Origin of the sequence: Streptomyces griseoloalbus (genome assembly GCA_014650015.1) — a bacterium.
In the GTDB taxonomy this organism is placed as follows: domain Bacteria; phylum Actinomycetota; class Actinomycetes; order Streptomycetales; family Streptomycetaceae; genus Streptomyces; species Streptomyces griseoloalbus.
On the sequence record BMUD01000004.1, the window covers coordinates 1 to 25,952 of the forward strand.

4 protein-coding genes are annotated in these 25,952 nt (G+C 75.8%); 1 reads left to right on the forward strand and 3 read right to left on the reverse strand.

The features are described from left to right. From IE178_RS07260 to IE178_RS07270, 3 genes are all read right to left on the reverse strand, one after another. A partial coding sequence (locus IE178_RS07260; RefSeq protein WP_193511667.1) for a type I polyketide synthase occupies positions 1-21,121 on the reverse strand: 21,121 nt, incomplete at its 3' end. A gap of 379 nt (positions 21,122-21,500) precedes the next feature. Continuing rightward, a complete protein-coding gene (locus tag IE178_RS07265) occupies positions 21,501-22,538 on the reverse strand; it encodes a GDP-mannose 4,6-dehydratase (RefSeq protein ID WP_184762818.1) in 1,038 nt (345 codons plus the stop codon). 735 nt (positions 22,539-23,273) lie between these two features. Further along, entirely contained in the window at positions 23,274-24,119 is an 846-nt protein-coding gene (locus IE178_RS07270; protein ID WP_193511668.1) for a GntR family transcriptional regulator, read from the reverse strand. 360 nt (positions 24,120-24,479) lie between these two features. On the opposite strand from IE178_RS07270, the gene IE178_RS07275 reads away from it, so the two are divergent. Beyond that, complete coding sequence (locus IE178_RS07275) at positions 24,480-25,895, forward strand: cellulose binding domain-containing protein (RefSeq protein WP_193511669.1); 1,416 nt, start codon at positions 24,480-24,482, stop codon at positions 25,893-25,895. The last annotated feature ends 57 nt before the right edge of the window (positions 25,896-25,952 follow it).

The window sequence follows — 25,952 nt, forward strand, 5'->3', positions numbered from 1 at the left end:
GCGCGCAGGCGTCCTCCAGCGACAGCACCCCGGCCACGTGCGCGGCCGAGATCTCACCCACGGAGTGACCGGCCACGAACTCCGGCCGCACACCCCACGACTCGACCAGCCGGAACAACGCCACCTCGACCGCGAACAACGCGGGCTGCGTGAACCCGGTCGTGTCGAGAAGCTCCGCCTCCGGCGTGCCCTCCGCCGCGAACAGCACCTCACGCAGCGGACGCTCCAACTCCACGTCCAGCCGCGCCAGCACGGCATCCAGCGCCTCCGCGAACACCGGGAACCGGGCGTACAGCTCACGCCCCATCCCCGCCCGCTGCGCACCCTGCCCCGAGAACAGCACCGCCAGCGACCGCTCGGCGGCACGGCCACGCGCCACCTCGACCGGCGCCCCGCCCTCCAGGCTCGTGCCCGCGAGCAGCACCGCCCGGTGCTCGAACGCGGTGCGGCCGACGGCCAGGGTGTAGGCGGTGTCGAGGGCCGGGACGTCCGGGTGGGCGGCGGTGAACGACACCAGCCGCTCGGTCTGGTCCGTGAGGGCCTCGGTGGTGCGGGCGGAGACGAGCCACGGCACCTCGGCGGGCACCACCGGTGCCGCGTCGCCGCGGGACCCGGTGTCCGCCGGGGCCTGCTCCAGCAGGACGTGGGCGTTGGTGCCGCTGACGCCGAAGGCGGAGACGCCGGCGCGGCGCGGCCGGCCGGTCTCCGGCCAGGCGCGGCGCTCGCGGAGCAGGGAGACCGTGCCGCCGGACCAGTCGACGTGGGTCGACGGGGTGTCGATGTGGAGGGTGCGGGGCAGTTCGCCGTGGCGCAGGGCGAGGACGGTCTTGATGACGCCGGCGACACCGGCGGCGGCCTGGGTGTGGCCCAGGTTCGACTTGACCGTGCCGAGCAGCAGCGGGCGCTCCGGGTCGCGCTCGGTGCCGTAGGCGGCGATGAGGGCGTGTGCCTCGATGGGGTCGCCGAGGGTGGTGCCGGTGCCGTGCGCCTCGACCATGTCGACGTCGGCCGGGGTGAGGCGGGCGTCGGCGAGGGCGGCGCGGATGACGCGCTGCTGGGCGCGGCCGTTGGGGGCGGTGAGGCCGTTGGAGGCGCCGTCCTGGTTGACGGCCGCGCCGCGGACCACGGCGAGCACGGGGTGCCCGTTGCGGCGGGCGTCGGAGAGGCGTTCCAGGACCAGGACGCCGGCGCCCTCGGACCAGGCGGTGCCGTCGGCGGAGTCCGCGAAGGCCTTGCAGCGGCCGTCGCCGGCGAGGCCGCCCTGGGCGGTGAACTCGACGAAGGCGTCGGGGCTGGACATCACCGAGACGCCGCCGGCCAGGGCCAGGGAGCACTCGCCGGAGCGCAGGGACTGGGCGGCCATGTGCAGGGCGACGAGCGCCGAGGAGCAGGCGGTGTCGACGGTGACGGCGGGGCCCTCCAGGCCGAGGGTGTAGGACAGCCGGCCGGACATGACACTGGCGGTGGTGCCGGTGGCGGCGTGGCCCTGCACGTCGGTGGTGCCGCGGCGCAGCATGGTGGCGTAGTCCTGGCCGTTGGTGCCGACGAAGACGCCGGTGGCGCTGGAGCGCAGGCCCGCCGGGTCGATGCCGGCGCGCTCCAGGGCCTCCCAGGACGTCTCCAGGAGGAGCCGCTGCTGCGGGTCCATGGCGAGGGCCTCGCGCGGGGAGATGCCGAAGAAGGCGGCGTCGAACAGGCCGGCGCCGTCGAGGAAGCCGCCCTCCAGGGTGGCGGAGCCGCCGCGGGCGAGGCGGTCGAGGTCCCAGCCGCGGTCGGCGGGGAAGCCGGTGATGGCGTCACGGCCGTCGTACAGCAGGTCCCACAGGTCGTCGGGTGAGTCGACGCCGCCGGGGAAGCGGCAGCCCATGCCGACGATGACCATGGGGTCGTCGTCGCTCGCGCGGCCGGTGGTGTCCACGGCGGCGCGGCCGCCGGCCGGCTCGGGCAGGGTGCCGAGCAGTTCGGTGAGGAGGTGGGTGGCCAGGTCGCGGGTGGTGGGGTGGTCGTAGACGAGGGTGGCGGGCAGCCTCAGGCCGGTGGTGGCGTTGAGGGTGTTGCGCAGTTCGACGGTGGTCAGCGAGTCGAAGCCGAGGTCGGTGAAGGCCTGGTCGGGTTCGACGGCGGCCGGGTCGGGGTGGCCGAGGACGCCGGCGACCTGGGCGCGCACGAAGTCCAGGACGTACCGCTGCCGGGCGGGTCCGGTGAGCGCGGCGAGTTCCCGGCCGAGCGCCGGACCGGCGGTCGTGGCCGCGGCCGTGGAGTCGGCGGTGGTGGCGCGTAGTTCGGGCAGGTCGCGGACGAGGGGGCGGTTGGCGGTGAAGACCGCCGCGTACCGCTGCCAGTCGAGGTCGGCGACGGTGAGCGCGGTGTCGCCGTGCTCGACGGCGGTGTCGAGGGCGGCGAGCGCGTCCTCGGCGCCCATCGGGGTGAATCCGCCGCGGCGGACGCGGTCCTCCACTCCGGTGCCGTCGCCGGCCATGCCGGTGCCGGCCCAGGGGCCCCAGGCGACGGAGGTGGCGGGCAGGCCGGCGGCGCGGCGGTGTTCGGCGAGGGCGTCCAGGTAGGCGTTGGCGGCCGCGTAGTTGCCCTGGCCGGCGGCGCCGAGGCTGCCGGCGGTGGAGGAGAACAGCACGAAGTCGGTGAGGCCGCTGTCGCGGGTCAGTTCGTGCAGGTGGGCGGCGGAGTGGGCCTTGGCCCGCAGGACGGTATCAAACCGCTGCGGGGTGAGCGTGTCGAGGACGCCGTCGTCGAGCACGCCGGCGGTGTGGACCACCGCGGTGAGCGGGTGGTCGGCGGGTACGGCCGCGAGGACGGCGGCGAGGGCGTCGCGGTCGGCGGTGTCGCAGGCGGCGATCGTCACCTGGGCGCCCAGTTCCCGCAGTTCGGCCGCGAGTTCGCCGGCGCCGGGCGCGTCCGGGCCGCGGCGGCTGACCAGCAGCAGGTGCGGGGTGCCGCGGCCGGCGAGGCGGCGGGCGACGTGGGCGCCGAGGGCGCCGGTGCCGCCGGTGATCAGGGCGGTGCCCTCGGGGGCGAACCGCCGGGGGGCGGGTCCCTCGGGCGCGGGGTGGTGGGTCAGGCGGCGGGCGTAGGTGGCGGAGGCGCGGACGGCGAGGTCGGTCTCGTCGCCGGGTTCGGCCAGGAGGTGGGCCAGGCGGCGCACCGCCTGGGTGTCGAGGTGTTCGGGGAGGTCGACGACGCCGAAGCGGCGCTCGGGGTGTTCCAGGGCGGCGACCCGGACGAGGCCGCGTGCGGCGGCCTGTCCGGGGTGGGCGAGGCGGTCGGCGCGGCCGGTGGTGACGGCCCGGCGGGTGAGGATCCACAGCGGGGCGTGGATTTCCGCGTCCCCGAGGGCCTGTACGGCGGTGGCCGTGGGCAGCACACCGCCGAGGCCGGCGGGGTCGTCGGCGTCGGGGTCGTCCGCGCCGAGGGCGAGCAGGGACAGGACGCCGGTGAAGCCGCCGTCGGGCGCCGGGAGTTCCCGCAGGAGGCCGGCGAGGCCCGTGCGGTCCCGGCCCTCGGTGGTCACGCGTACGGCGTGCAGGCCGAGGGCGTCCGGCAGTTCGGCCGTGTCGGTGTCGGGGCCGGTGGCCGGGAGCAGGACGAGCCAGGTACCACCCGGCCGCGCGGTGGGGGCGCCGTCCAGTGGCTTCCACACGGCGCGGTGACGGCGGGCGTCGGCGGCGGCCCGTTCGGTGCGGCGGCGCCGCCACGCGGACAGGGCGGGCACGAGGGCGGCGAGGGTGTCGTCGTCGAGGCCGAGGTCGGCGCCGAGGGCGGGCAGGTCGGCGCGCTCCACGGCGGACCAGAACGCGGCGTCCGCGCCGTCGGCCGGGCCGGCCGCGGTCGCCGGGGCGGGCCCGTAGGTGGTGTCGGGCCAGTAGCGGCTGTGCTGGAAGGCGTAGGTGGGCAGGTCGACGCGGCGGGCGCCGGTGCCGTGCAGGACGCCGGACCAGTCCACCCGGGTGCCGTGGACGTGGACGCGGGCCAGGGCGGCGGTGAGCGCGGTGACCTCGTCGCGGTCGCGGCGCAGCGCGGGCACCGTGGTCACCTCGGCGTGCGCCGGCGTGTCGTCGGCGGCGTCGAGGGTGTCGCGGGCGGCGGCGGACAGGGTGCCGTCGGGGCCGATCTCCAGGAAGGAGGTGTGGCCCTGCCGGGCGAGGGCGCGCACGGCGTCGGCGAACCGGACGGTGGCGCGGACCTGCCGCACCCAGTAGTCGGGGGTGCGCAGCGCGTCGGTGTCGGCGGGTTCGCCGGTGACGGTGGACACCAGCGGGACGGACGGCAGGTGGTAGGTGAGGCCGCGGGCGACCCGGGCGAAGTCGTCGAGCATGGCGTCCATGCGCGGCGAGTGGAAGGCGTGGCTGACGCGCAGGGCGCGGGTCTTGCGGCCGTCCTCGGCGAGCCGGGCGGCGATCCGGGTGACGGCGTCCTCGTCGCCGGACAGGACGACGGAGCGGGGGCCGTTGACGGCGGCGAGGGAGACCTGGTCCGCCAGGCCGTCCAGCAGCGGCAGCACCTCGTCCTCGGCGGCCTGTACGGCGACCATGGCGCCGCCGGCCGGCAGGGCGGCCATGAGGCGGCCGCGGGCGGCGACGAGGGTGCAGGCGTCGTCCAGGGAGAGGACGCCTGCGACGTGGGCGGCGGCGAGTTCGCCGATGGAGTGGCCGGCGACGCTGTCGGGGACGGTGCCCCAGGACTCGACGAGCCGGTAGAGGGCCACTTCGAGGGCGAACAGGGCGGGCTGGGTGTAGGCGGTGTCGTGCAGGAGGGCCGCGTTCGGGGTGCCCTCCTCGGCGAACAGCACGTCCCTCAGCGGGTGTTCGAGTTCCTGGTCGAAGCGGGTGAGGACGTCGTCCAGGGCGTCCGCGAAGGCCGGGTGGCGGCCGTACAGTTCGCGGCCCATGGCGGCGCGCTGGCTGCCCTGCCCGGTGAACAGGAAGGCGAGGCGGCCCCGGGTGGGGGCGCCGGTGACGAGGGCGCCGTCGGGGGTGCCGTCGCGCAGGGCGGTCAGGGCGCGCAGGACCCCGTCGCGGTCGCCGGCCAGGACGGCGGCGCGGTGTTCCAGGGTGCCGCGGGTGGTGGCCAGGGAGTGGGCCACGTCGAGCAGCGGGACGTCCGGGTGGGCCTCGGTGTGGTCGAGGAGCCGGCCGGCCTGGGCGCGCAGGGCGGGTGCGGTGCGGGCGGACAGGACGAGCGGCACGCCGGCCGGCAGGGTGCCGGGGTCCGCGGCGGGCACGGTCCTCGGCTCCCGCGCGTCGGGGGTGTCCGGGGCCTGTTCGACGACGGTGTGGACGTTGGTGCCGCTGAGGCCGAAGGAGGAGACGGCGGCGCGGCGGGGCCGGCCGGTCTCGGGCCAGGGCACGGTGTCGGTGGCCAGGTCGATGGCGCCGGAGTTCCAGTCGACGTGGCTGGAGGGGGTGTCCACGTGCAGGGTGGGCGGGACCGTGCCGTGGCGCATCGCCATGACCATCTTCATGACGCCGGCGATGCCGGACGCCATCTGGGTGTGGCCGATGTTGGACTTCACCGAGCCGAGCAGCAGCGGCCGGTCGGCGGGCCGGCCCTGGCCGTAGGTGGCGAGAAGGGCCTGCGCCTCGATGGGGTCACCGAGCGCGGTGCCGGTGCCGTGTCCCTCGACCACGTCGACGTCGGCCGGGGTGAGGTTCGCGTTGGTGAGGGCCTGGCGGATCACCCGGGCCTGGGAGGGGCCGTTGGGTGCGGTCAGGCCGTTGGAGGCGCCGTCCTGGTTGACGGCGGAGCCGCGGATCACGGCGAGCACGGGGTGGCCGTTGCGGCGGGCGTCGGAGAGCCGTTCGACCAGGACGAGGCCGACGCCCTCGGCGAGGCTCATGCCGTCGGCGCCCTCGGCGTACGCCTTGCAGCGGCCGTCGGGGGCCATGGCGCGCTGGCGGCTGAAGCCGGTGAAGGCGCTGGGGGTGGCCATGACGCTGACGCCGCCGGCGAGGGCGAGGGTGCTCTCGCCGTTGCGCAGCGACTGGCAGGCCAGGTGCAGTGCGACGAGCGAGGAGGAGCAGGCGGTGTCCAGGGTGACGGCCGGGCCCTCCAGGCCGAAGGTGTAGGCGAGGCGGCCGGACATCACGCTGGAGATGGTGCCGGTGATGAGGTGGCCCTCGGCGCCCTCGGTCGAGGCGCCGCCCGCCGTGTAGTCCTGGTAGCTGGCGCCGATGAAGGTGCCGGTGAGGCTGCCTCGGAGGGTGGCGGGGTCGATGCCGGCGCGTTCCAGGACCTCCCAGCCGGTCTCCAGCAGGAGCCGCTGCTGCGGGTCCATGGCGAGGGCCTCGCGCGGTGAGATCCCGAAGAATCCGGCGTCGAAGTCGGCGACGTCGTGGAGGAAGCCGCCCTGGGTGGAGTAGGTGGTGCCGGGCTTGTCGGGGTCGGGGTCGTACAGGGCGTCGGCGTCCCAGCCGCGGTCGGCAGGGAAGCCGGTGATGGCGTCGCCGCCTGCCGCGACGAGGTCCCACAGGGCCTCGGGGCTGGTGATGCCGCCGGGGTAGCGGCAGCTCATGGCGACGACGGCGATGGGCTCGTCGTCGACGGCGGCGGTGGTGCGCACCGGTCCGGCGTCCTCGGTGCCGGGGCCGCCGATGAGGCCGCGCAGGTGCGCGACGAGGGTGAGCGGGTCCGGGTAGTCGAAGACGAGGGTGCTCGGCAGGGTGAGGCCGGTGACGGCGGCGAGCCGGTTGCGCAGGTCGACGGCGGTGAGCGAGTCGAAGCCGACGTCGCGGAAGGCGCGGCGCTCGGACAGCACCTCGGGGGAGGCGTGGCCGAGGACGGTGGCGGCCTCGGAGCGGACCAGGTCCAGCAGCAGGCGGTCCTGTTCGCCGGCGGGCAGCGCGCGCAGCCGGCCGGCGAACTCGCCGCCGTCGGCGGTGCGGGCGGCCGGCTCCTCGGTGAGCCGCCGTACGTCGGGGACGTCCTCGAAGAGGTCGGTGGGCCGCGAGGAGGTGAACACCGGGTGGTAGCGGTCCCAGTCGACGTCGGCGACGGCGAGGACGCCCTCGTCGGCGTCGAGGGCCCCCCGAAGCCCGGCGAGGGCCAGCTCGGGGTTCATGAAGACCAGTCCGCTGCGGCGGATCTGGCCGGGGTCGACGCGGCCGAGCTTCATGTCGTCGGCCCAGATGCCCCACGAGATCGCGGTGGCGCGGGCTCCGCGGGCGCGGCGGTGCTCGGCGAGCGCGTTGAGGTGGGCGTTGGCGGCGACGTACGCGGCGTGCCGGCCGCTGCCCCACAGGCCGGCGGTGGAGGAGTACAGGACGAACGCGTCGAGCTGGTCGTCGTCGAGGAGTTCGTCGAGGTGGGCGGCGCCGGCGGTCTTGGCGTGCACGACCTTGGCGAAGGCGTCGAGGCTTGTCTCGTCGATCGACTGGAGTTCGATGACGGCGGCGGTGTGGAAGACGCTGCGGACGGTGCGGCCCTCGGCGGCGAGCCGGTCCAGGAGCGCGGCGACGGCGTCCCGGTCGGTGACGTCGCAGGCGGTGACGGTGGCGGTGCAGCCGCGTTCGGCGAGGTCGGCGACGAGTTCGGCCGCGCCGGGGGCGCTGTCGCCGCGGCGGCTGGTGAGCACCAGGTCGCGGGCGCCCTGCTCGGCGAGCCAGCGGGCCAGGTGGGGGCCGAGGGTGCCGGTGCCGCCGGTGACCAGGACGGTGCCGCGCGGGCTCCAGCCGGGGCCGCCGGACGGCGCGGGCGCCGGGGCGACGCGGCGGGCGAGGACGCCGGAGGCGCGGACGGCGAGCTGGTCCTCGCCGGTGCTGCCGGTGAGGACGGCGGCGAGCCGCTGGGCCGCGCGGTGGTCGAGGGTCTCGGGCAGGTCGACGGTGCCGCCCCAGCGCTGCGGATGTTCCAGCGCGGCGGTCCAGCCGAGGCCGTGCACCATGGCCTGCGTGGGCCGGGTGAGCCGGTCGGCGCGGCCGGTGGAGACGGCGCCGCGGGTCAGCGCCCACAGGGGCGCGTCGACGCCGGCGTCGCCGAGGGCCTGGATCAGGGTGACGGAGAGCGCGAGCCCGGCGGGCAGCACGGGGTGGAGGGTGCCGGTGTCCTCGGCGGCGGCCAGCAGCGAGACCACGCCGGTGGGTTCGGGCAGGTCGCGCAGGCGGGCGGCGAGGTGGCCGCGGTCGGTGTCGGAGGCGTCCAGGTGCAGCGGTACCGGGTCGGCGCCGTGCGCGGTGAGCGCCTCCCGTACGGCGGCGGTGTGCTCGGGGTCGGTGCCGTCGGCGGTGACCAGCAGCCAGGTGCCGGTGAGGGCGGCGTCCGGCAGGGCGCCGAGCGGCTTCCAGGTGGCGCGGTAGCGCCAGGAGCCGACGGTGGAGCGGTCACGGCGCTGCCGTCGCCAGGTGGACAGGGCGGGCAGGACGGGGGCGAGGGCGTCGCGGTCCAGGTGCAGGCGGGTGGCGAGGGAGTCGACGTCCTCCTGCTCGACCTCGGTCCAGAACTCGGCGTCGGCGGGATCGCCGTCGCCCGCGGCGCGCGGCGGCGCCGCCTCGGTCCACAGGTGCTCGCGCTGGAAGGCGTAGGTGGGCAGGGGTGTCCTGCGGGCGCCGCATCCGGCGTAGACGGCGGTCCAGTCGGCGCGGCCGCCGCGGACCCACTGCTCGGCGAGGGAGGCCAGGAAGCGGCCGGTGCCGCCCTGTTCGCGGCGCAGGGTGCCGGTGACGGCGACGTGGTCGCCGGTCTCCTCGGCGGTGGCCTGCACCGCCATGGTGAGCACGGGGTGCGGGCTGATCTCGACGAACACGGTGTGTCCGGCGCCGAGGAGGTCGCGTACGGCGTCCTCGAAGCGGACGGTCTGCCGCAGGTTGCGGTACCAGTAGGCGGCGTCCGTGGCGGCGGTGCCGAGGATTTCTCCGGTGACGGTGGAGTGGAACGGCACCCGTGCCTGACGGGGCGTCACGGGGGAAAGTAGTTCGAGGAGTTCGTCGTGGATGCGCTCGACCTGCGGGGAGTGGGAGGCGTAGTCCACGGCGACGCGGCGGGCGCGTACGTCCCGGGCGGTGAACTCGGCGTGCAGGGCGTCGAGCGCGTCGGGGGTGCCGGCGAGGACCACGGAGCGGGGCCCGTTGACGGCGGCGACGGAGACGGCGCCGCCGTGGGCGGCCAGGTACTCCTCGGCCTCGGCGGCGGGCAGCTGTACGGACATCATGCCGCCGGCGCCGGCCAGGACGCGGCCGATGGCCTGGCTGCGCAGGGCGACGACGCGGGCGCCGTCCTCCAGGGACAGGGCGCCGGAGACGACGGCGGCGGCGATCTCGCCCTGGGAGTGGCCGACGACGGCGTCCGGGGTGACGCCGTGGGCGCGCCACAGCGCGGCCAGGGACACCATCACGGCCCAGGTGGCGGGCTGGACGACGTCGACGCGGTCGAAGTCGGGCGCGCCGTCGGCGCCGCGGATCACGTCGACCAGGGACCAGTCGGTGAACGGGGCGAGCGCGGCGGCGCACTCGTGCAGCCGCTCGGCGAACACGGGTGAGGTGTCGAGGAGTTCGGCTCCCATGCCGGCCCACTGGGAGCCCTGGCCGGGGAAGACGAACACGGTGCGTCCGTCGGTGTCGGCGGTGCCGCTCACGACCTGGGCGGTGGACTCGCCGTCGGCGAACGCGGTGAGCGCGTCGGTGAGTTCACCGGCGGTGGTGCCGAGGGCGACGGCGCGGTGCTCCAGCACGGAGCGGGCGGTGATCAGGGTGTGGCCGACGTCGGCGGGGTGCGGCTCGGCGGCGGTGACGTGCGCGGCGAGGTTGCGGGCCTGGCCGCGCAGGGCCGCGGGGGCGGCGGCGGACAGGATCCAGGGCAGGGTGCCGCCGGCCGGGAGGGCGGGTTCGGGGGCCTCGGCGGGCTCCGGGTCGGCGGGCGCCTGCTCCAGGATGGCGTGCGCGTTGGTGCCGCTGATGCCGAAGGAGGAGACGGCGCAGCGCAGCGGGGCGTCGTCCTTGTGCCAGTCGGTGGTCTCGGTGACGAGGCGTACCGCGCCGGACTCCCAGTCGACGTGGCTGGAGGGGCGGTCGGCGTGCAGGGTGCGCGGCAGGGTGCCGTGCCGCATCGCCATGACCATCTTGATGATGCCGGCGACGCCGGCGGCCGACTGGGTGTGGCCGATGTTGGACTTCACCGAGCCGAGCAGCAGGGGGCGTTCGGGGTCGCGGTCCTGGCCGTAGGCGGTGAGCAGGGCCTGCGCCTCGATGGGGTCGCCGAGCGCGGTGCCGGTGCCGTGCGCCTCGACCACGTCGATGTCGTCGGCGGCGAGTCCTGCGGCGCCCAGGGCCTGGCGGATGACGCGGACCTGGGAGGGGCCGTTGGGGGCGGTGAGGCCGTTGGAGGCGCCGTCCTGGTTGATGGCGGAGCCGCGGACGACGGCGAGGATCTCGTGGCCGTTGCGGCGGGCGTCGGAGAGGCGTTCCAGGACGAGGACGCCGATGCCCTCGGCGAGGGTCATGCCGTCGGCGTCGTCGGAGAACGCCTTGCAGCGTCCGTCGCGGGCCAGGGCCCGCTGCCGGCTGAACGCGATGAACGACATCGGGTTGGTCATGACGGTGGCGCCGCCGGCGAGGGCGAGGCTGCTCTCGCCGTTGCGCAGCGACTGGCAGGCCAGGTGCAGCGCGACCAGGGAGGAGGAGCAGGCGGTGTCGACGGTGACCGCCGGGCCCTCCAGTCCGAAGGTGTAGGCGAGGCGGCCGGACAGGACGCTGGGGCTGGAGCCGGTGACGGCGTGCCCGGCGGAGCCGTCGTCCATGGCGACGCCGTAGTCCTGGTAGGTGGAGCCGATGAAGGTGCCGGTGGGCGTGGAGTGCACCGCGGCGGGGTCGATCCCGGCGTGCTCGAACGCCTCCCAGGTGGTCTCCAGGAGCAGCCGCTGCTGCGGGTCCATGGTGACGGCCTCGCGGGGCGAGATGCCGAAGAAGCCGGGGTCGAACTCGCCCGCGTCGTGCAGGAAGCCGCCGAGGGTGGAGTAGGTGGTGCCGGGGTTGTCGGGGTCCGGGTCGTAGAGGGCGTCGGCGTCCCAGCCCCGGTTGACGGGGAACTCGGAGATGGTGTCGGTGCCGTCGGCCACGAGTTGCCAGAACGCGTCGGCGGAGCGGGCGCCGCCGGGGAAGCGGCAGCTCATGCCGATGATGGCGATGGGCTCGTCGGTGGCGGCCGGGCCGGCGGTGGCGACGGACGCGCTGTCGCCGCTGCCGAGGAGTTCGGTCTGGAGGTGGCGGGCGAGGGCGGCCGGGTTGGGGTGGTCGAAGACCAGGGTGGTGGGCAGGGCGAGGCCGGTGAGCGCGGCGAGGCGCTTGCGCAGTTCCACGGCGGTCAGCGAGTCGAAGCCCGCGTCGCGGAAGGCGCGCTTGGCGGGGACGCCGTCGGCCGAGGTGTGGCCGAGGACGACGGCGGCCTCGGAGCGCACCAGGTCCAGGAGCAGCCGCTCCTGCTCGTCGCCGGTCAGTCCGCGCAGCCGCCCGGCGAGTTCGGAGACGGTCGCGGTGGTGTCCGCGGGGGCGGCCAGGGCACGGACGGTGTCGATCTCGTCGAACAGGCGGCTGGCGCGTACGGCGGTGAAGACCGGGTGGTACTGCTCCCAGTCGACGTCGGCGACGGTGACCGCGGTGTCCCGCTGGACGAGGGCGCGACGCAGCTCGGTGACGGCGGTGGCGGGGGGCAGCAGGCGCAGTCCGCTGCGTTCGAGGGCGTCGGAGACGGCGTGGTGCGCGTGCGCCATGCCGGTCTCGGCCCACGGGCCCCAGGCGACGGCGGTGGCGGCCAGGCCGCGGGCGCGCCGGTGCTCGGCGAGGGCGTCGAGGTAGGCGTTGGCGGCGGCGTAGGCGCTCTGCCCGGCGCTGCCCCACACTCCGGCGACGGACGAGTAGAGCAGGAAGAAGTCCAGGTCGTGGCCGTCGAGCAGGGCGTCGAGGTGGGCGGCGCCGAGGGTCTTGGCGGCCATCGCGGCGGCGGTGTCGGCCAGCGGGGTGGCGGACAGGGGGGCGGCCTGGCCGACGCCGGCGGCGTGCACCACACCGGTGAGCGGGGCGTCGTCGGGGACGGCGGCGAGGACGGCCGCGAGGGCGTCGCGGTCGGCGCTGTCGCAGGCGGCGAGGGTGACGCGGGCGCCCGACTCCTGAAGTTCGGCGGCGAGTTCGGCGGCGCCCGGCGCGTCGGGGCCGCGCCGGCTGGTGAGGATCAGGTGGGCGGCGCCGGCGCGGGCCAGCAGACGGGCGGTCTCGGCGCCGAGTCCGCCGGTGCCGCCGGTGATCAGGACGGTGCCGGAGGCGGTGAGGGCGTCCTCGCGGGGCAGATCGGCGCCGGGGTGGCGGACGACGCGGCGGGCGAGCACGCCCCGGGCGCGGACGGCGACCTGGTCGTCGCCGTCGCGGGCGGCGAGCACGCCGGCCAGCCGCTGCGCGGCGGGCGCGTCGAGGACGGCCGGCAGGTCGACGAGGCCGCCGGGCTGCTCGGGGCGTTCCAGGGCGGTGACCCGGCCCAGGCCCCAGTGGGCGGCGCGGGCGGGGTGGGTGAGCGGGTCCGCGGTGCCGGTGGAGACGGCGCCGCGGGTGACGGTCCACAGCGGGGCGGTGATGCCGGTGTCGCCGCAGGCCTGGGCGAGGACGACGCCGAGGGCGAAGCCGGGCGGGAGGCCGCCGGCGGTGTCGTCGGGGGTCGTGCCGGTGGGGTGGGGGCCGTCGGCGAGCGGCAGCAGGTTCAGTACGCCGGTGGCGTCGGCGGCCCCGGCGGCGCGCAGGGCGTCGGCGAGCCGCTCGCGGTCGAGGTGGGAGGCGTCGAGTTCGAGGCGCCGGAGCAGGGCGCCGTGGCCGCGCAGCGCGTCGAGGACCTCGCCGGCCTCGTCGCCGGCGGTGGTGACGGCCAGCCAGGTGCCGTCCAGGACGGGGGCGCCGGTGGTCGTGGCGGGCCGCCAGGCGACCTGGTAGCGGGCGGCGTCCAGGACGGACTTCTCCTGCCGGGCGCGCCGCCAGGACGACAGCGAGGGCAGCAGCGCGTACAGGGAGGCGTGCTCCTCGTCGCGCAGGCCGAGCAGTCCGGCGAGCCCGTCGGCGTCGCCGCGTTCGACGGCGGTCCACAGGGCGGCGTCGGCGGGGTCGGGGGCGGCGCGGCGGGCGCCGGGGGCGGTGGTGTCGGGCCAGTACGTCTCGTGCTGGAAGGCGTAGGTGGGCAGTTCGACGGTGGAGGCGCCGGTGCCGGTGTGCAGTGCGGACCAGTCCACGCGGATCCCGCGCACGTGCAGGCGGGCGAGGGCGGCGAGGGCGCTGACGTCCTCCGGGCGGTCGGTGCGCAGCAGCGGCACGGCGTCGGTGCCGGCGTCGTCGCCGAGGGTGTCCTCGGCGAGCGCGGCGAGGGAGCCGCCGGGGCCGAGTTCGAGGAAGGTGGCGGCGCCCGCCTCGTGGGCGGCGCGCACCGCGTCGGCGAAGCGGACGGTGCCGCGGACGTGGCGCACCCAGTAGTCGGCGGTGCGCAGGTCGTCGCCGGCGGCGGGGCGGCCGGTGAGGTCGGAGACGACCGGCACGGCCGGCTCGTGGTAGGTCAGGCCCTCGGCGACCCGGCGGTAGGCGTCGAGCATGGCGTCCATGCGCGGCGAGTGGAACGCGTGGCTGACCCGCAGCCGGCGGGTGGTGCGGCCCTGGCCGGCGAAGTGGGCGGCGACGCGCTCGGCGGCGTCCTCGTCCCCGGCGACCACGACGGAGCCGGGGCTGTTGACGGCGGCCAGGGAGACCTGGTCCTCCAGGCCGGCCAGCAGCGGCAGCACCTCGTCCTCGGTGGCCTGTACGGAGTACATGGCGCCGCCCCCGGGCAGCGCCTGCATGAGCCGGGCGCGCGCGGCGACCAGGGCGCAGGCGTCGTCCAGGGAGAGGACGCCTGCGGCGTGGGCCGCGGTGATGCCGCCGATGGAGTGTCCGAGGAGCACGCCGGGGCGCACGCCGAGGGAGCGGACCAGGTGGTACAGGGCGGTTTCGAGGGCGAACAGGGCGGGCTGGGTCCAGCCGGTCTCGTAGAGCGCGGCGGCCTCGGGGGTGCCGTCCTCGGCGAACAGGACGTCCTTGAGGGAGCGCGGCGCGGCTTCCGCCCGCGGGTCGGCGAGCAGCGGGTCGAGCTTCGCCACGACCTCGTCGAGCGCCTCGGCGAACTGCGGGTAGCGGGCGTACAGTTCGCGGCCGGTGCCGGGGCGCTGGCTGCCCTGCCCGGTGAACAGCAGGGCGGTGCGGCCGGCGCCGCCGGTCTCGCCGAGGACGAGCGCCGGGTCGGGGCGGTCGGCGGCGAGGGCGGCCAGGGCCCGCCGTACGTCGTCGGGGGTGCCGACGGCGACGGCACGCTGCTCGAACGCGGGCCGGGTGGTGGCCAGGGAGAGGGTCACGTCGGCGGGCGCGAGGGCGGGGCGCTCGTCCAGGTGCGCGAGCAGGCGGGCGGCCTGGGCGCGCAGCGCGGGCCGGGTGCGGCCGGACAGGACCCACGGCAGGACGGCGGGGGCGTCGGCGTCCGTGCCGGTGCTCGCGGGGCGGGGCGCGGGCTGCGGTGCGGGCTGCTCCAGGACGACGTGCGCGTTGGTGCCGCTGATGCCGAAGGAGGAGACGGCGGCGCGGCGGGGGCGGCCCGTCTCGGGCCAGGCGGTGTGCTCCTGGAGGAGGGCGACCGCGCCGGACTCCCAGTCGACGTGGCGGGAGGGACGGCCGGCGTGCAGGGTGCGCGGCAGTTCGCCGTGGCGCATCGCCATGACCATCTTGATGACGCCGGCGACGCCGGCCGCGGCCTGGGTGTGGCCCAGGTTGGACTTCACCGAGCCGAGCAGCAGGGGGCGTTCGGGGTCCCGGTCCTGGCCGTAGGTGGCGAGCAGGGCCTGCGCCTCGATGGGGTCGCCGAGGCCGGTGCCGGTGCCGTGCGCCTCGACGGCGTCCACGTCGGCGGTGGTCAGGCCGGCGGCGCCGAGGGCCTGGCGGATGACGCGCTGCTGGGAGGGGCCGTTGGGGGCGGTCAGGCCGTTGGAGGCGCCGTCCTGGTTGACGGCGGAGCCGCGCACCACGGCGAGGACGCGGTGGCCGTTGCGGCGCGCGTCGGAGAGGCGTTCCAGGACGAGGACGCCGACGCCCTCGGACCAGCCGACGCCGTCGGCGTCGTCGGAGAAGGCCTTGCAGCGGCCGTCGGGCGACAGGCCGCGCTGGCGGGAGAACTCGATCAGGGAGGTCGGCGTGGACATCACGGTGACGCCGCCGGCCAGGGCGAGGGAGCACTCGCCGGAGCGCAGGGCCTGCATCGCCCAGTGCATGGCGACCAGGGAGGAGGAGCAGGCGGTGTCGACGGTGACCGCGGGGCCCTCCAGGCCGAGGGCGTAGGAGACCCGGCCGGAGGCGATGCTGGGCGCGGTGCCGCTGCCCTGGTGGCCCTCGAAGCGCTCGTCGGCGAGGGTGGCGGAGTAGTCGCTGTACATGACGCCGGCGAACACGCCGGTGCGGCTGCCGCGCAGGGAGACCGGGTCGATGCCGGCGTGCTCCACGGCGGTCCAGGACGCCTCCAGGAGCAGCCGCTGCTGGGAGTCGGTGGCCAGCGCCTCGCGGGGGCTCATGCCGAAGAAGCCGGGGTCGAAGTCGCCCGCGTCGTGCAGGAATCCGCCGTAGCGGGTGTACGAGGTGCCGGGGTGGTCGGGGTCCGGGTGGTACAGCGAGTCCAGGTCCCAGCCGCGGTTGACGGGCAGGCCGCCGACCGCGTCGGTGCCCTCGGTGACCAGGCGCCACAGGTCGTCGGGGGAGCTGACGCCGCCGGGGTAGCGGCAGCTCATCCCGACGATGACGATCGGGTCGTCGGCGGTGGCGGCGGCGGTGGCCGCCGGGGCGGCGGCCGCGTCCGCGTCTCCGGTCAGCTCCTCCAGCAGGTGGGCGGCGAGCGCGGAGACCGTGGGGTAGTCGAAGACGACGGTGGCGGAGGTGCGCAGGCCGGTGACGGCGGCGAGCCGGTTGCGCAGCTCGACGGCGGTCAGGGAGTCGAAGCCGAGGTCCTGGAAGGCGCGTTCGGGGTCGATGTCCGCGGCGGAGGCGTGGCCGAGTACGGCGGCCACCTGGGCGCGCACCAGGTCGGTGACGGTCTCGGTGCGGGCCTCGGCGTCGAGCCGGGACAGCCGCTGGGTGAGTCCGAGGGCGGCCTCGGAGCCGGTGCGCACGGTGCGGCGGCGGGCCCGGATCAGGCCCCGCAGCAGCGGCGGCACCTCTCCCTGGCCGCGCAGTGCGGCCAGGTCGAGCCGGACGGGCAGGACGGCCGCGCGGGGCAGGGTGAGTGCGGTGTCGAAGAGGGCGAGGCCGTCCTCGGGGGTGAGCGGGGGCGTGCCGGAGCGGGACAGGCGGCGCAGGTCGTGCTCGGTGAGTTCGCCGGTCATGCCGGTGCCGGGCGTCCAGGGGCCCCAGCCGAGGGACAGTCCGGGCAGCCCGGAGGCGCGCCGGGTCGCGGCGAGGGCGTCGAGGAAGGCGTTGGCGGCGGCGTAGCCGGCCTGGGCGGGGGCGCCGGCGGTGCCGGCGAAGGAGGAGAAGACGACGAACGCGGCGAGGTCGAGGTCGCGCGTGGCCCGGTGCAGGTGCCAGACGGCGTCGGCCTTGGGCCGCAGGACGGCGGTGAGGCGGTCGGCGGTGAAGGACTCCACGAGCCCGTCGTCGAGGACGCCCGCGGTGTGCACCACGGCGGTGACGGGGTGCTCCTCGGGGATCGCGGCGAACAGCGCGGCGACGGCGTCGGGTTCGGCGGCGTCGCAGGCCCGGAGGGTGACCTCGGCGCCGGACTCGCGCAGGGCGTCGGCGAGTTCGGCGGCGCCGGGGGCGTCGGGTCCGCGCCTGCTGGTGAGGAGCAGGTGCCGTACGCCGCGTTCGGCGACGAGGTGGCGGGCGAGGACGGCGCCCAGGCCGCCGGTGCCGCCGGTGATCACGACGGTGCCGTCGGGGTTCCAGGCGGGGGTGTCCCGTTCGGCGGGCGGACGGACGCGGGCGAGGCGGGCGCCGAGGACCTCGCCGTCGCGGACGGCGGTCTGCGGTTCGTCGGCGGTGAGGGCGGCCGGGAGGGCGGTGGCGGGGTCGGCCGTGGACGCCGGGTCGAGGTCGAGGAGGCCGAAGCGGCCGGGGTGTTCGGTCTGCGCGGAGCGGACCAGGCCCCAGACGGCCGCCGCGGCGGGGTCGGTGACACCGCCGCCGTCGGTGGCGACGGCGCCCCGGGTGACGAAGACCAGCCGGGAGCCGGAACGGGCCGGGTCGTCGAGCCAGTCCTTCAGGTGGCCGAGGGCGCGGGAGGTGACCTCGTGCACCGAGGTGAGCACGTGGTCCTCGCCCGCGCCGGCGACGGGGGCGAGCACCAGGTCCGAAGTCCCCTCGCCGCCGTCGGTGACCGTCACGCCGGCGGTGGTCAGGGCGGCGGTGAGGCCGAAGGGGTCGGTGCCGAGCAGACCGGCGGTCGCGGGCAGGGCGGTGCCGTCGGCGGCGGCGGTGATCCGGGTCCAGTCCAGGGCGAACAGCGCGTCCCGCTCCAGGGCGGAGGCCGCGGTGGCGCGCGCGTCCGGGGCGGTGCGCAGCACCAGGGAGGCCACGGAGGCGACGGGCGCGCCGGTGGCGTCGCTGATGGCGATCGACACGGCGTCGTCACCGGCCGGGACGAGCCGGACCCGGGCCTCGGTGGCGCCGCCGGCGTGCAGGGTGACGTCCTGCCAGGAGAACGGCAGGCCGCCGCGCCCTTCCTCGCCGAGCGGGGCGAAGGCGGTGGCGTGCAGGGCCGCGTCGAGGAGCGCGGGGTGGAGGCCGAAGGAGGGCGCGTCACCGGCGGGTCCGGCGTCGAGGGCGACCTCGGCGAAGGTCTCCTCGCCGCGCCGCCACACCGCCCGCAGGCCGCGGAAGGCCGGGCCGTAGCCGAATCCGGTGTCGGCGAGCGCGTCGTAGAAGCCGTCCAGGTCGACCGGCTCGGCGCCGGCCGGGGGCCACACGGCCGCGTCGAAGCCGTCCTCGTGGCGGGCGCCGGGGGCGAGGGTGCCGGTGGCGTGCCGGGTCCAGGGCTGGTCGTCGTCGCCGTCGGGGCGGGCGTAGAGGCTGAGGGTGCGGCGGCCGGTGTCGTCGGGGTTGCCGATCCACACCTGCACCTGGACGCCGCCGTCCTCGGGCAGGGCGAGCGGAGCGGCGAGGGTGAGGTCCTCGACGCGGTCGCAGCCGACCTCGTCGCCGGCCCGTACCGCCAGTTCCAGGAAGGCGGTGCCGGGCAGCAGGACGGTGCCGCGGACCGCGTGGTCGGCGAGCCAGGGGTGGGTGCGCACCGAGAGGCGGCCGGTGAGCAGCAGTCCGTCGGAGTTGGCGAGGGTGACGGCGGCGGCCAGCAGCGGGTGATGGGCGGCGCCGAGGCCGGCGGCGCGTACGTCGCCGGCCATCTGGGTGATGCCCTTGGGCCAGTACCGGCGGTGCTGGAAGGCGTAGGTCGGCAGGTCGGCGCGACGGGCACCGGTGCCGTCGAACCAGCGCTCCCAGCGCAGCGGCACGCCGTGCAGGTGCAGGCCGGCGGCGGTCTCGGTGAGCGCGGTGGACTCGGGGCGGTCCTTGCGCAGCGCGGGCAGGACGGCGGCGTCCTCGTGCCCGGTGGCGTCCAGGCAGGCGCGGCTGAGCGCGGACAGGGTGCCGTCGGGGCCGAGTTCGAGGAAGACGCCGGTGCCGTGGCCGGCCAGCCAGGAGACGCCGTCGGCGAAGCGGACGGTGTGGCGGACGTGGTCGGCCCAGTAGTCGGCGGAGGTCAGCTGCTCGACGGTGGCGGGGGCGCCGGTGAGGTTGGAGACCACGGGGAGCGCGGGGGCCTGCGGGGACAGTCCGGCGACGACGTCCCGGAACTCCGCGAGCATCGGCTCCATCAGCGGCGAGTGGAAGGCGTGCGAGACGCGCAGCCGGCGGGTGCGGCGGCCGAGCCCGCCGAAGTGGGCGGCCACGGCGTCCACGTCGTCGGCGGCGCCCGCGACGACCACGGCAGAGGGCCCGTTGACGGCGGCGACCGACACCCGGCCGGCGCGCTCGGTGACCAGCGGGGCCACCTCGTCCTCGGTGGCCTCCACGGAGACCATGGCGCCGCCCTCGGGCAGCGCCTCCATCAGCCGGCCGCGGGCGGCGACCAGGGTGCAGGCGTCCTCCAGGGAGAAGACGCCCGCGACGTGCGCGGCGGCGATCTCGCCGACGGAGTGGCCGGTGACGTGGTCGGGGGTGAGGCCCCAGGACTCGACCAGCCGGTACAGGGCGACTTCGAGGGCGAAGAGGGCGGGCTGCGCGTATCCGGTGCGGTCGAGCAGGGCGGCCTCGGCGGTGCCCTCCTCGGCCAGCAGGAGGGGGCGCAGCGGGCGGTCGAGTCCGGCGTCGAGGTGGCCGAGGATCTCGTCGAGGGCGCGCGCGAAGACGGGGAAACGGGCGTACAGGTCGCGGCCCATGCCGGGGCGCTGGGAGCCCTGGCCGGAGAAGAGCACGGCGAGCTTGGGCCGGCCGCGGGTCTGGCGGACGGTGAGGCCGGGCGCGTCCTCGCCGGCGGCGAGCGCCGTGAGGGCGGCGAGGGCGGTGTCGCGGTCGGCGGCGGTGAGCGCGGCGCGGTGCTCGAAGGCGGAGCGGGTGGTGGCCAGCGCGTGCGCGGTGTCGAGGGCGGTGAGCGCGGGCCGGTCGCGCAGGTGGGCCAGCAGTCGGCCGGCCTGCTCGCGCAGGGCGTCGGTGGTGCGGCCGGACAGCAGCCACGGCAGGACGCCGGGCTCGACGGCGGGGGCGTCCTGTGCCTGGGGAGCGGCGGACTCCTCGGCGGGGGCTTCCTCGATGATGGTGTGCGCGTTGGTGCCGGACAGGCCGAAGGAGGAGACACCGGCACGGCGCGGGGCGTTCTCGCGGCGCGGCCAGGGCGCGGGCTCGGTGAGGAGCCGGACGGCGCCTTCGGTCCAGTCGACGTGGGTGGACGGCCGGTCCACGTGCAGGGTGCGCGGGAGCAGGTCGTGGCGCATCGCCATGACCATCTTGATGATCCCGGCGACACCGGCGGCGGCCTGGGTATGGCTGATGTTGGACTTCACCGAGCCGAGCAGCAGCGGCCGTTCGGGGTCGCGGCCCTGGCCGTAGGTGGCGAGCAGCGCCTGTGCCTCGACGGGGTCGCCGAGGACGGTGCCGGTGCCGTGCGCCTCGACCGCGTCCACCTCGGCGGCGGAGAGGCGGGCGTTGACCAGGGCGGCCTCGATGACGCGCCGCTGGGAGGGGCCGTTGGGGGCGGTGAGGCCGTTGGAGGCGCCGTCCTGGTTGACGGCGGAGCCACGCACGACGGCGAGCACGTGGTGGCCGTTGCGGCGGGCCTCGGAGAGCCGTTCCAGGACGAGGACGCCGACGCCCTCGGACCAGCCGGTGCCGTTGGCGGCGTCGGCGAAGGACTTGCAGCGGCCGTCGCCCGCGAGGCCGCCCTGGCGGGCGAACTCGACGAAGGTGGTGGGGCTCGCCATCACGGTGACACCGGCCGCCAGCGCCAGCGAGCACTCCCCCGCGCGCAGCGACTGGGCGGCCAGGTGCAGGGCGACCAGGGAGGACGAGCAGGCGGTGTCGACGGTCACGGCGGGGCCGACGGCGCCGTAGAAGTAGGAGAGGCGGCCGGACAGGATGCTGGTGGCGTTGCCGGTCAGCTGGAAGCCCTGGACGTCGTCGTCGGGGCCGGTGCGGTAGTCCTGCGGCATGGCGCCGACGAACATGCCGGTACGGCTGCCGCGCACGCCGGACGGGTCGATGCCGGCGCGCTCGAAGGCCTCCCAGGAGGTCTCCAGGAGCAGGCGCTGCTGCGGGTCCATGGACAGCGCCTCGCGGGGCGAGATGCCGAAGAAGTCCGCGTCGAAGGCGGGCGCGTCGTGCAGGAAGCCGCCGGCGAAGTCGGCGGGCCCGTCGCCGATCGCGACCTCCCAGCCGCGGTCGTCGGGCATGGGGGTGATGCCGTCCTCACCGGCGACCAGCATCCGCCACAGGTCCTCGGGGCTGTTCACGCCGCCCGGGTAGCGGCAGCTCATGCCGACGATCGCGATGGGCTCGGTGGCCGCCGCCTCCAGCTCGCTCACCCGCTGCCGCGAACGCTTCAGATCGGCGCTCGCTCGCTTGAGGTAGTCCCGGAGCTTCTGTTCCTTGTCCATTTCAACGCAACCCATCTGGAAGGAGACCGGCGGACGGCTGGCCATCCGGTGGGGACACCGGGTGTTCGGTGCGGCCGTTCGGCGGGACGACCGGGGTGTCCGGAGGAAGGGGGAGGGCGGGGGCGGGGCGGGCGTGCCCGGCGCGGAACGTCACGCGCCGGGCAGTCCGGGTCGTACGTGGTGCCGGGGTCCGCCTGTCCGCGGCGGATCCCCGGCACGACGCCGGGCGGGGACCGCCGCGGCAACTCCTCCGGAACACGCGCGCAGCGCGCGTGCCGTGCACCCAGTTCCGCAGACCATGGGCCCAGTCTCGGGCGGTACGTCTGCGGAAATCCCTAGTGTGTGAGGCCGGGGCGGACGGCCCGACGGCCGGACGGGCCTACCAGCTGCCGGCGGCCGCCACCAGCCGGCTGTAGTCGCGATCGCGCGAGGCCTGGCGCAGGTCGGACTCGACCATCATGCGCATCAGCTGCTCGAAGTCGACCTCGGGCTCCCAGCCCAGCTCCTTGCGGGCGTTGGTCGAATCGGCGCACAGCGTCTCGACCTCGGCGGGCCGCACCAGTCCGGGGTCGACCACGACGTGGTCGCGCCAGTCCAGGCCCACGTGCTCGAAGGCGATGCGTGCCGCGTCGCGCACGGTGTGCATCCGCCCGGTGCCCACGACGTAGTCGCCGGGCTCCTCCTGCTGGAGCATCAGGTGCATGGCACGCACGTAGTCGCCGGCGAAGCCCCAGTCGCGCTCGGCGTCCAGGTTGCCGAGGCTGACCTTGTCCATCAGGCCCAGCTTGATCTGGGCCACCGCCAGGGTGATCTTCCGGGTCACGAACTCGGCGCCGCGGCGCGGGGACTCGTGGTTGAAGAGGATCCCGGAGACGCCGTACATCCCGAACGACTCGCGGTAGTTGCGGGTGATGTAGTGGCCGAACGTCTTGGCCACGCCGTACGGGCTGCGCGGGTGGAACCGGGTCGTCTCGCTCTGCGGGCTCTCCACGACCTGCCCGAACATCTCCGAGGAGGACGCCTGGTAGAAGCGGATCTGGCCGCGGGAGGCGCCGCCGGAGGACTTGCTCAGTCCGCTGACCATGCGGATGGCCTCGAGCATGCGCAGCACGCCGGTGCCGTTGACCTCGGTGACCAGTTCGGGCTGCTGCCAGGACATGGGGACGAAGGAGATCGCCCCCAGGTTGTAGACCTCGTCGGGCTGGACCAGGTCGACCGCCGAGACCAGGCTCCCCTGGTCCATCAGGTCGCCGTCCACGAAGGACAGACCGGGGATCATCTCGGCGATCCGGTCCTTTCGCGGGTTGGCCTGCCCACGGCAGAGCCCCCACACCGCGTACCCCTGGCTCAGCAGGTGTTCCGCCAGGTACGAGCCGTCCTGTCCGGTGATTCCGGTGATCAGTGCGCGCTTGGACATCTTCTCTCTTTCCACCGCCACGGAGAGGACCGGTCGGCGTGGAGCCGGCACCGCGCCCGCGGACCGGAAGCGGCTTCATCCGAGGCGGGACGCGCGTCCTGAGGCGCACCGGTGCCTGTCCGGTCCTGCCGCATGCCGAGACGCACGGCCTGCGCTGACTCACGAGCCGTCCTCGTGACGGCCATGCAAGCACCGAAAGGCCTAAGGAATTTCCGAGTCTTCGCCGACGCACCGCGACGGGAGCCCGCTCGGGCCCCCACCGGGACCAACCCGCCGAACCCCGGACGCAAGGACGCGGGACGCGGGGCGCCGGTGCGGGCCGTGGGCGCCAAGTCTTCGGAGGTCGGACGCCGAACACCGGGCGGGCCGTGGGCACCCGGTCTTCCGAGACCGGACGCCGAACACCGAGCGCGCCATGGACACCAGGCCTTCCGAGACCGGACGCCGAACACCGGGCGAGCCGTGGGCGTCAGACCGCCGCACGCGGTCGGGCACGGGGAGCCGGGTCGCCGGACGGCCACCGGACGCCGGCCCCTGAGCCGCCGGTCGGGCCGCCGTTCGGGCCGCCGGGGCGGGGACGCCAACTGTCCGTTGCCGGCTGCCGGCTGCCGACTGCCGGCCCGGGACGCCGAGCGCCGCGATCCTGTGACCGGTCCGGGCCCCGGCCCTCGGTCGTGGTTTCCGCGCACCGGCGCGCGGGGGCCGTCGCCGGGGCACCGCGGCGCGTCCGCCGCCTCACCCGTCCCGCTGCACCACTGCCTGCGGGGAGAAGGTCACCGGGCCGCCGGACAGCAAGTCGCCCGGAGGGATGCCCGGCTGGTGTCCCCCCGGTGGCTCCGGCCGGGCGGCGGCCGGGCCGAGGGTGAGCCGGGAGACGATGCGGTACCGGTCCCCCCGGTAGAGCGAGTGGACGTACTCGACCGGCCGGCCGGTGGTGCCGGTGGTGAGGCGCTCGAAGAGCAGGGCCGGCGAGAACTCGGGGACGTCCAGCAGGTCCGCCTCCGCGCGGGTCACCACCGTGGGTTCGATGGACTGCACCGCCTCACCGACCTGCACCCCGTGCCGGTCCCGGAAGTGCTCGTACAGATCGCCCTGTTCCAGTTCCTCCCTGGTCAGCTCCGGCACGAGGTCCGCCGGGACGTGCAGATGCTCGATGGCCATGGGCGAGCCGTCGACCAGCCGGAGACGGGCCACGTAATGGATCCGCGCCGCCGGTGACACGCGCAGCCTGCGCCCCACCCGGGCCCCGGCCGGCAGGGTGCGGAACTCCAGGAGCCTGCTGGTCCACACACCCGTGGCCCGGGGCAGGGTGAAGGAGTTCCGCTGCGACACCAGCTCCTGGGTGATCTTCTCGGCGGCCACGAACATGCCGCGGCCGTGCTCGCGCACCAGCAGTCCCGCCACCACGAGTTCGTCCACCGCGGCGCGCAGCGTCGGGCGTGACACGCCGAGTCGGGCGCACAGACTGCGTTCCGAGGGGATGGCGTCGCCGGGGCGCCGGGCCTCGATGAGTTCGAGGATCGCGTCGCGCACCCGCTCACGCTTGAGCACGGCACCGGAGGCGGCGCGATCGGTCTCCATACGGGACTCCCGTTCGTCGTCGGATCGGCGGGCCGTGTGACCGTCGGGCACTGGTATGGCTTCGACCATAACCGGTCCGCCGGTCGAGGGAATCCGTCCCCGGACGTCAAATCCGCGCTCTGCGGGGAGGGTTGACGGCCACATTGGTCTATGCCACCTTCGTTCGACATCGACTGGTAAAGCCTCGGGGGCCAACTGGTCAACTCCGAGGAGGGTGCGTGCCCGACGCCCGTCCCCGCCGGGACGCGCATCCCGCGAGGGCCCGGGCCGCCGCCACGAGCCCCGCGGCGGGCGGCATCACCCCCGCACGCCGCACAGACGATCCACCGTGCGCCACCCCCCACAGCGAAAGGAACACGGATGAGCACTCGTCCCACCGGCCGCCGCACCCGAGCGGCACTCGCGCTGACCGCCCTGCTCGGCAGCGCCGCCCTGGCCGGCCTTCCCGCCACCACCGCCGCCGCCGCGGACGGCCCCCTCACCGTGCAGTACCGCACCGGATCGGGCGGGGCCACCGCCGACCAGAGCGAGCCCTGGCTCAAGGTCCGCAACACCGGTGCCGGCACCGTCCAGTTGAGCCAGGTGAAGATCCGCTACTACTTCAAGGCCGACGCCCCGGACGCCACGTACCGCTTCGCCTGCTCCTGGGCGGTCAGGGGCTGCTCCGCCATCACCGGCACGTTCGGCACTCTCGCCCACCCCACCGCGACGGCCGACCGCTACCTGGAGATCGGGTTCACCCCGTCCGCCGGTTCACTGGCCCCCGGCGCCGACTCCGGGGACATGCAGCTGCGCTTCCACCGGACGAACTGGCAGACGCTGGCGCAGAGCGACGACTACTCCTTCAACGGCGCCCAGACCTCCTACGCCGACTGGAACAAGGTCACCGCTCGGCTCGCCGGCGCCACGGTGTGGGGCACGGCGCCCGAGGGCGACGACTCGCCCGGTCCGACCGACCCGCCGGGCGGCGGCCAGGCCCTGTTCGACGACTTCGACTACACCTCGCACACCGACCCGGCGATCTCCGCGCACGGCTGGAGCGTGCGCGCCAACTCCGGCGGCCCGGGGGTGCCCGGCGCGACCTGGGACCCGTCCAAGGTCACCTTCAGCGCCTCGGGCGGCAACTCGGTGATGAACCTGGAGACCTCCACCGCCGGCACCGGCGCCTCCACCACGCACACCGAGATCCTCACCAAGAGCATGAAGTTCCGCAACGGCACCTACGCCGCCCGCGTCCGGTTCTCCGACACGCCGAAGTACGGGCCCGACGGCGACCGGATCGTCCAGGCCTTCTTCACCATCAACGACCTCAAGGCCCCCATGGCCGACGACTACGCCGAGTACGACTTCGAGTACCTGCCCAACGGCGGCTGGGGCGAGCCGGCCAACATCCTCTACACGACCTCCTGGGAGACCTTCAATCCGGACCCCTGGCAGGCGGTCAACCAGCACAGCGAGAGCCGGCAGAGCTTCGCCGGCTGGCACGACCTCGTCGTCACCATCGACGACAGCGCCATCACCTACTACATCGACGGACAGCGCTTCGGCACGCACGGCGCCGCGTACCTGCCCGAGCGCCCGATGTCGATCAACTTCAACCAGTGGCTGATCGACCTCCAGGGGCAGACGTCGACCGCGCCCCGCGCCTACGACCAGCAGGTGGACTACGTCCTGCACGTGAAGGACCAGGTGCTCACGCCGGCCCAGGTCAGCGCGAAGATCAACGCCTACCGTGCCGCCGGCACGTCCTTCGTGGACGAGGTTCCGGCCCCCTGACGGCCTGACCGTCGACGGCCCGAACCTCGCACACTCCTCCGACTCACCGGCCGGGGC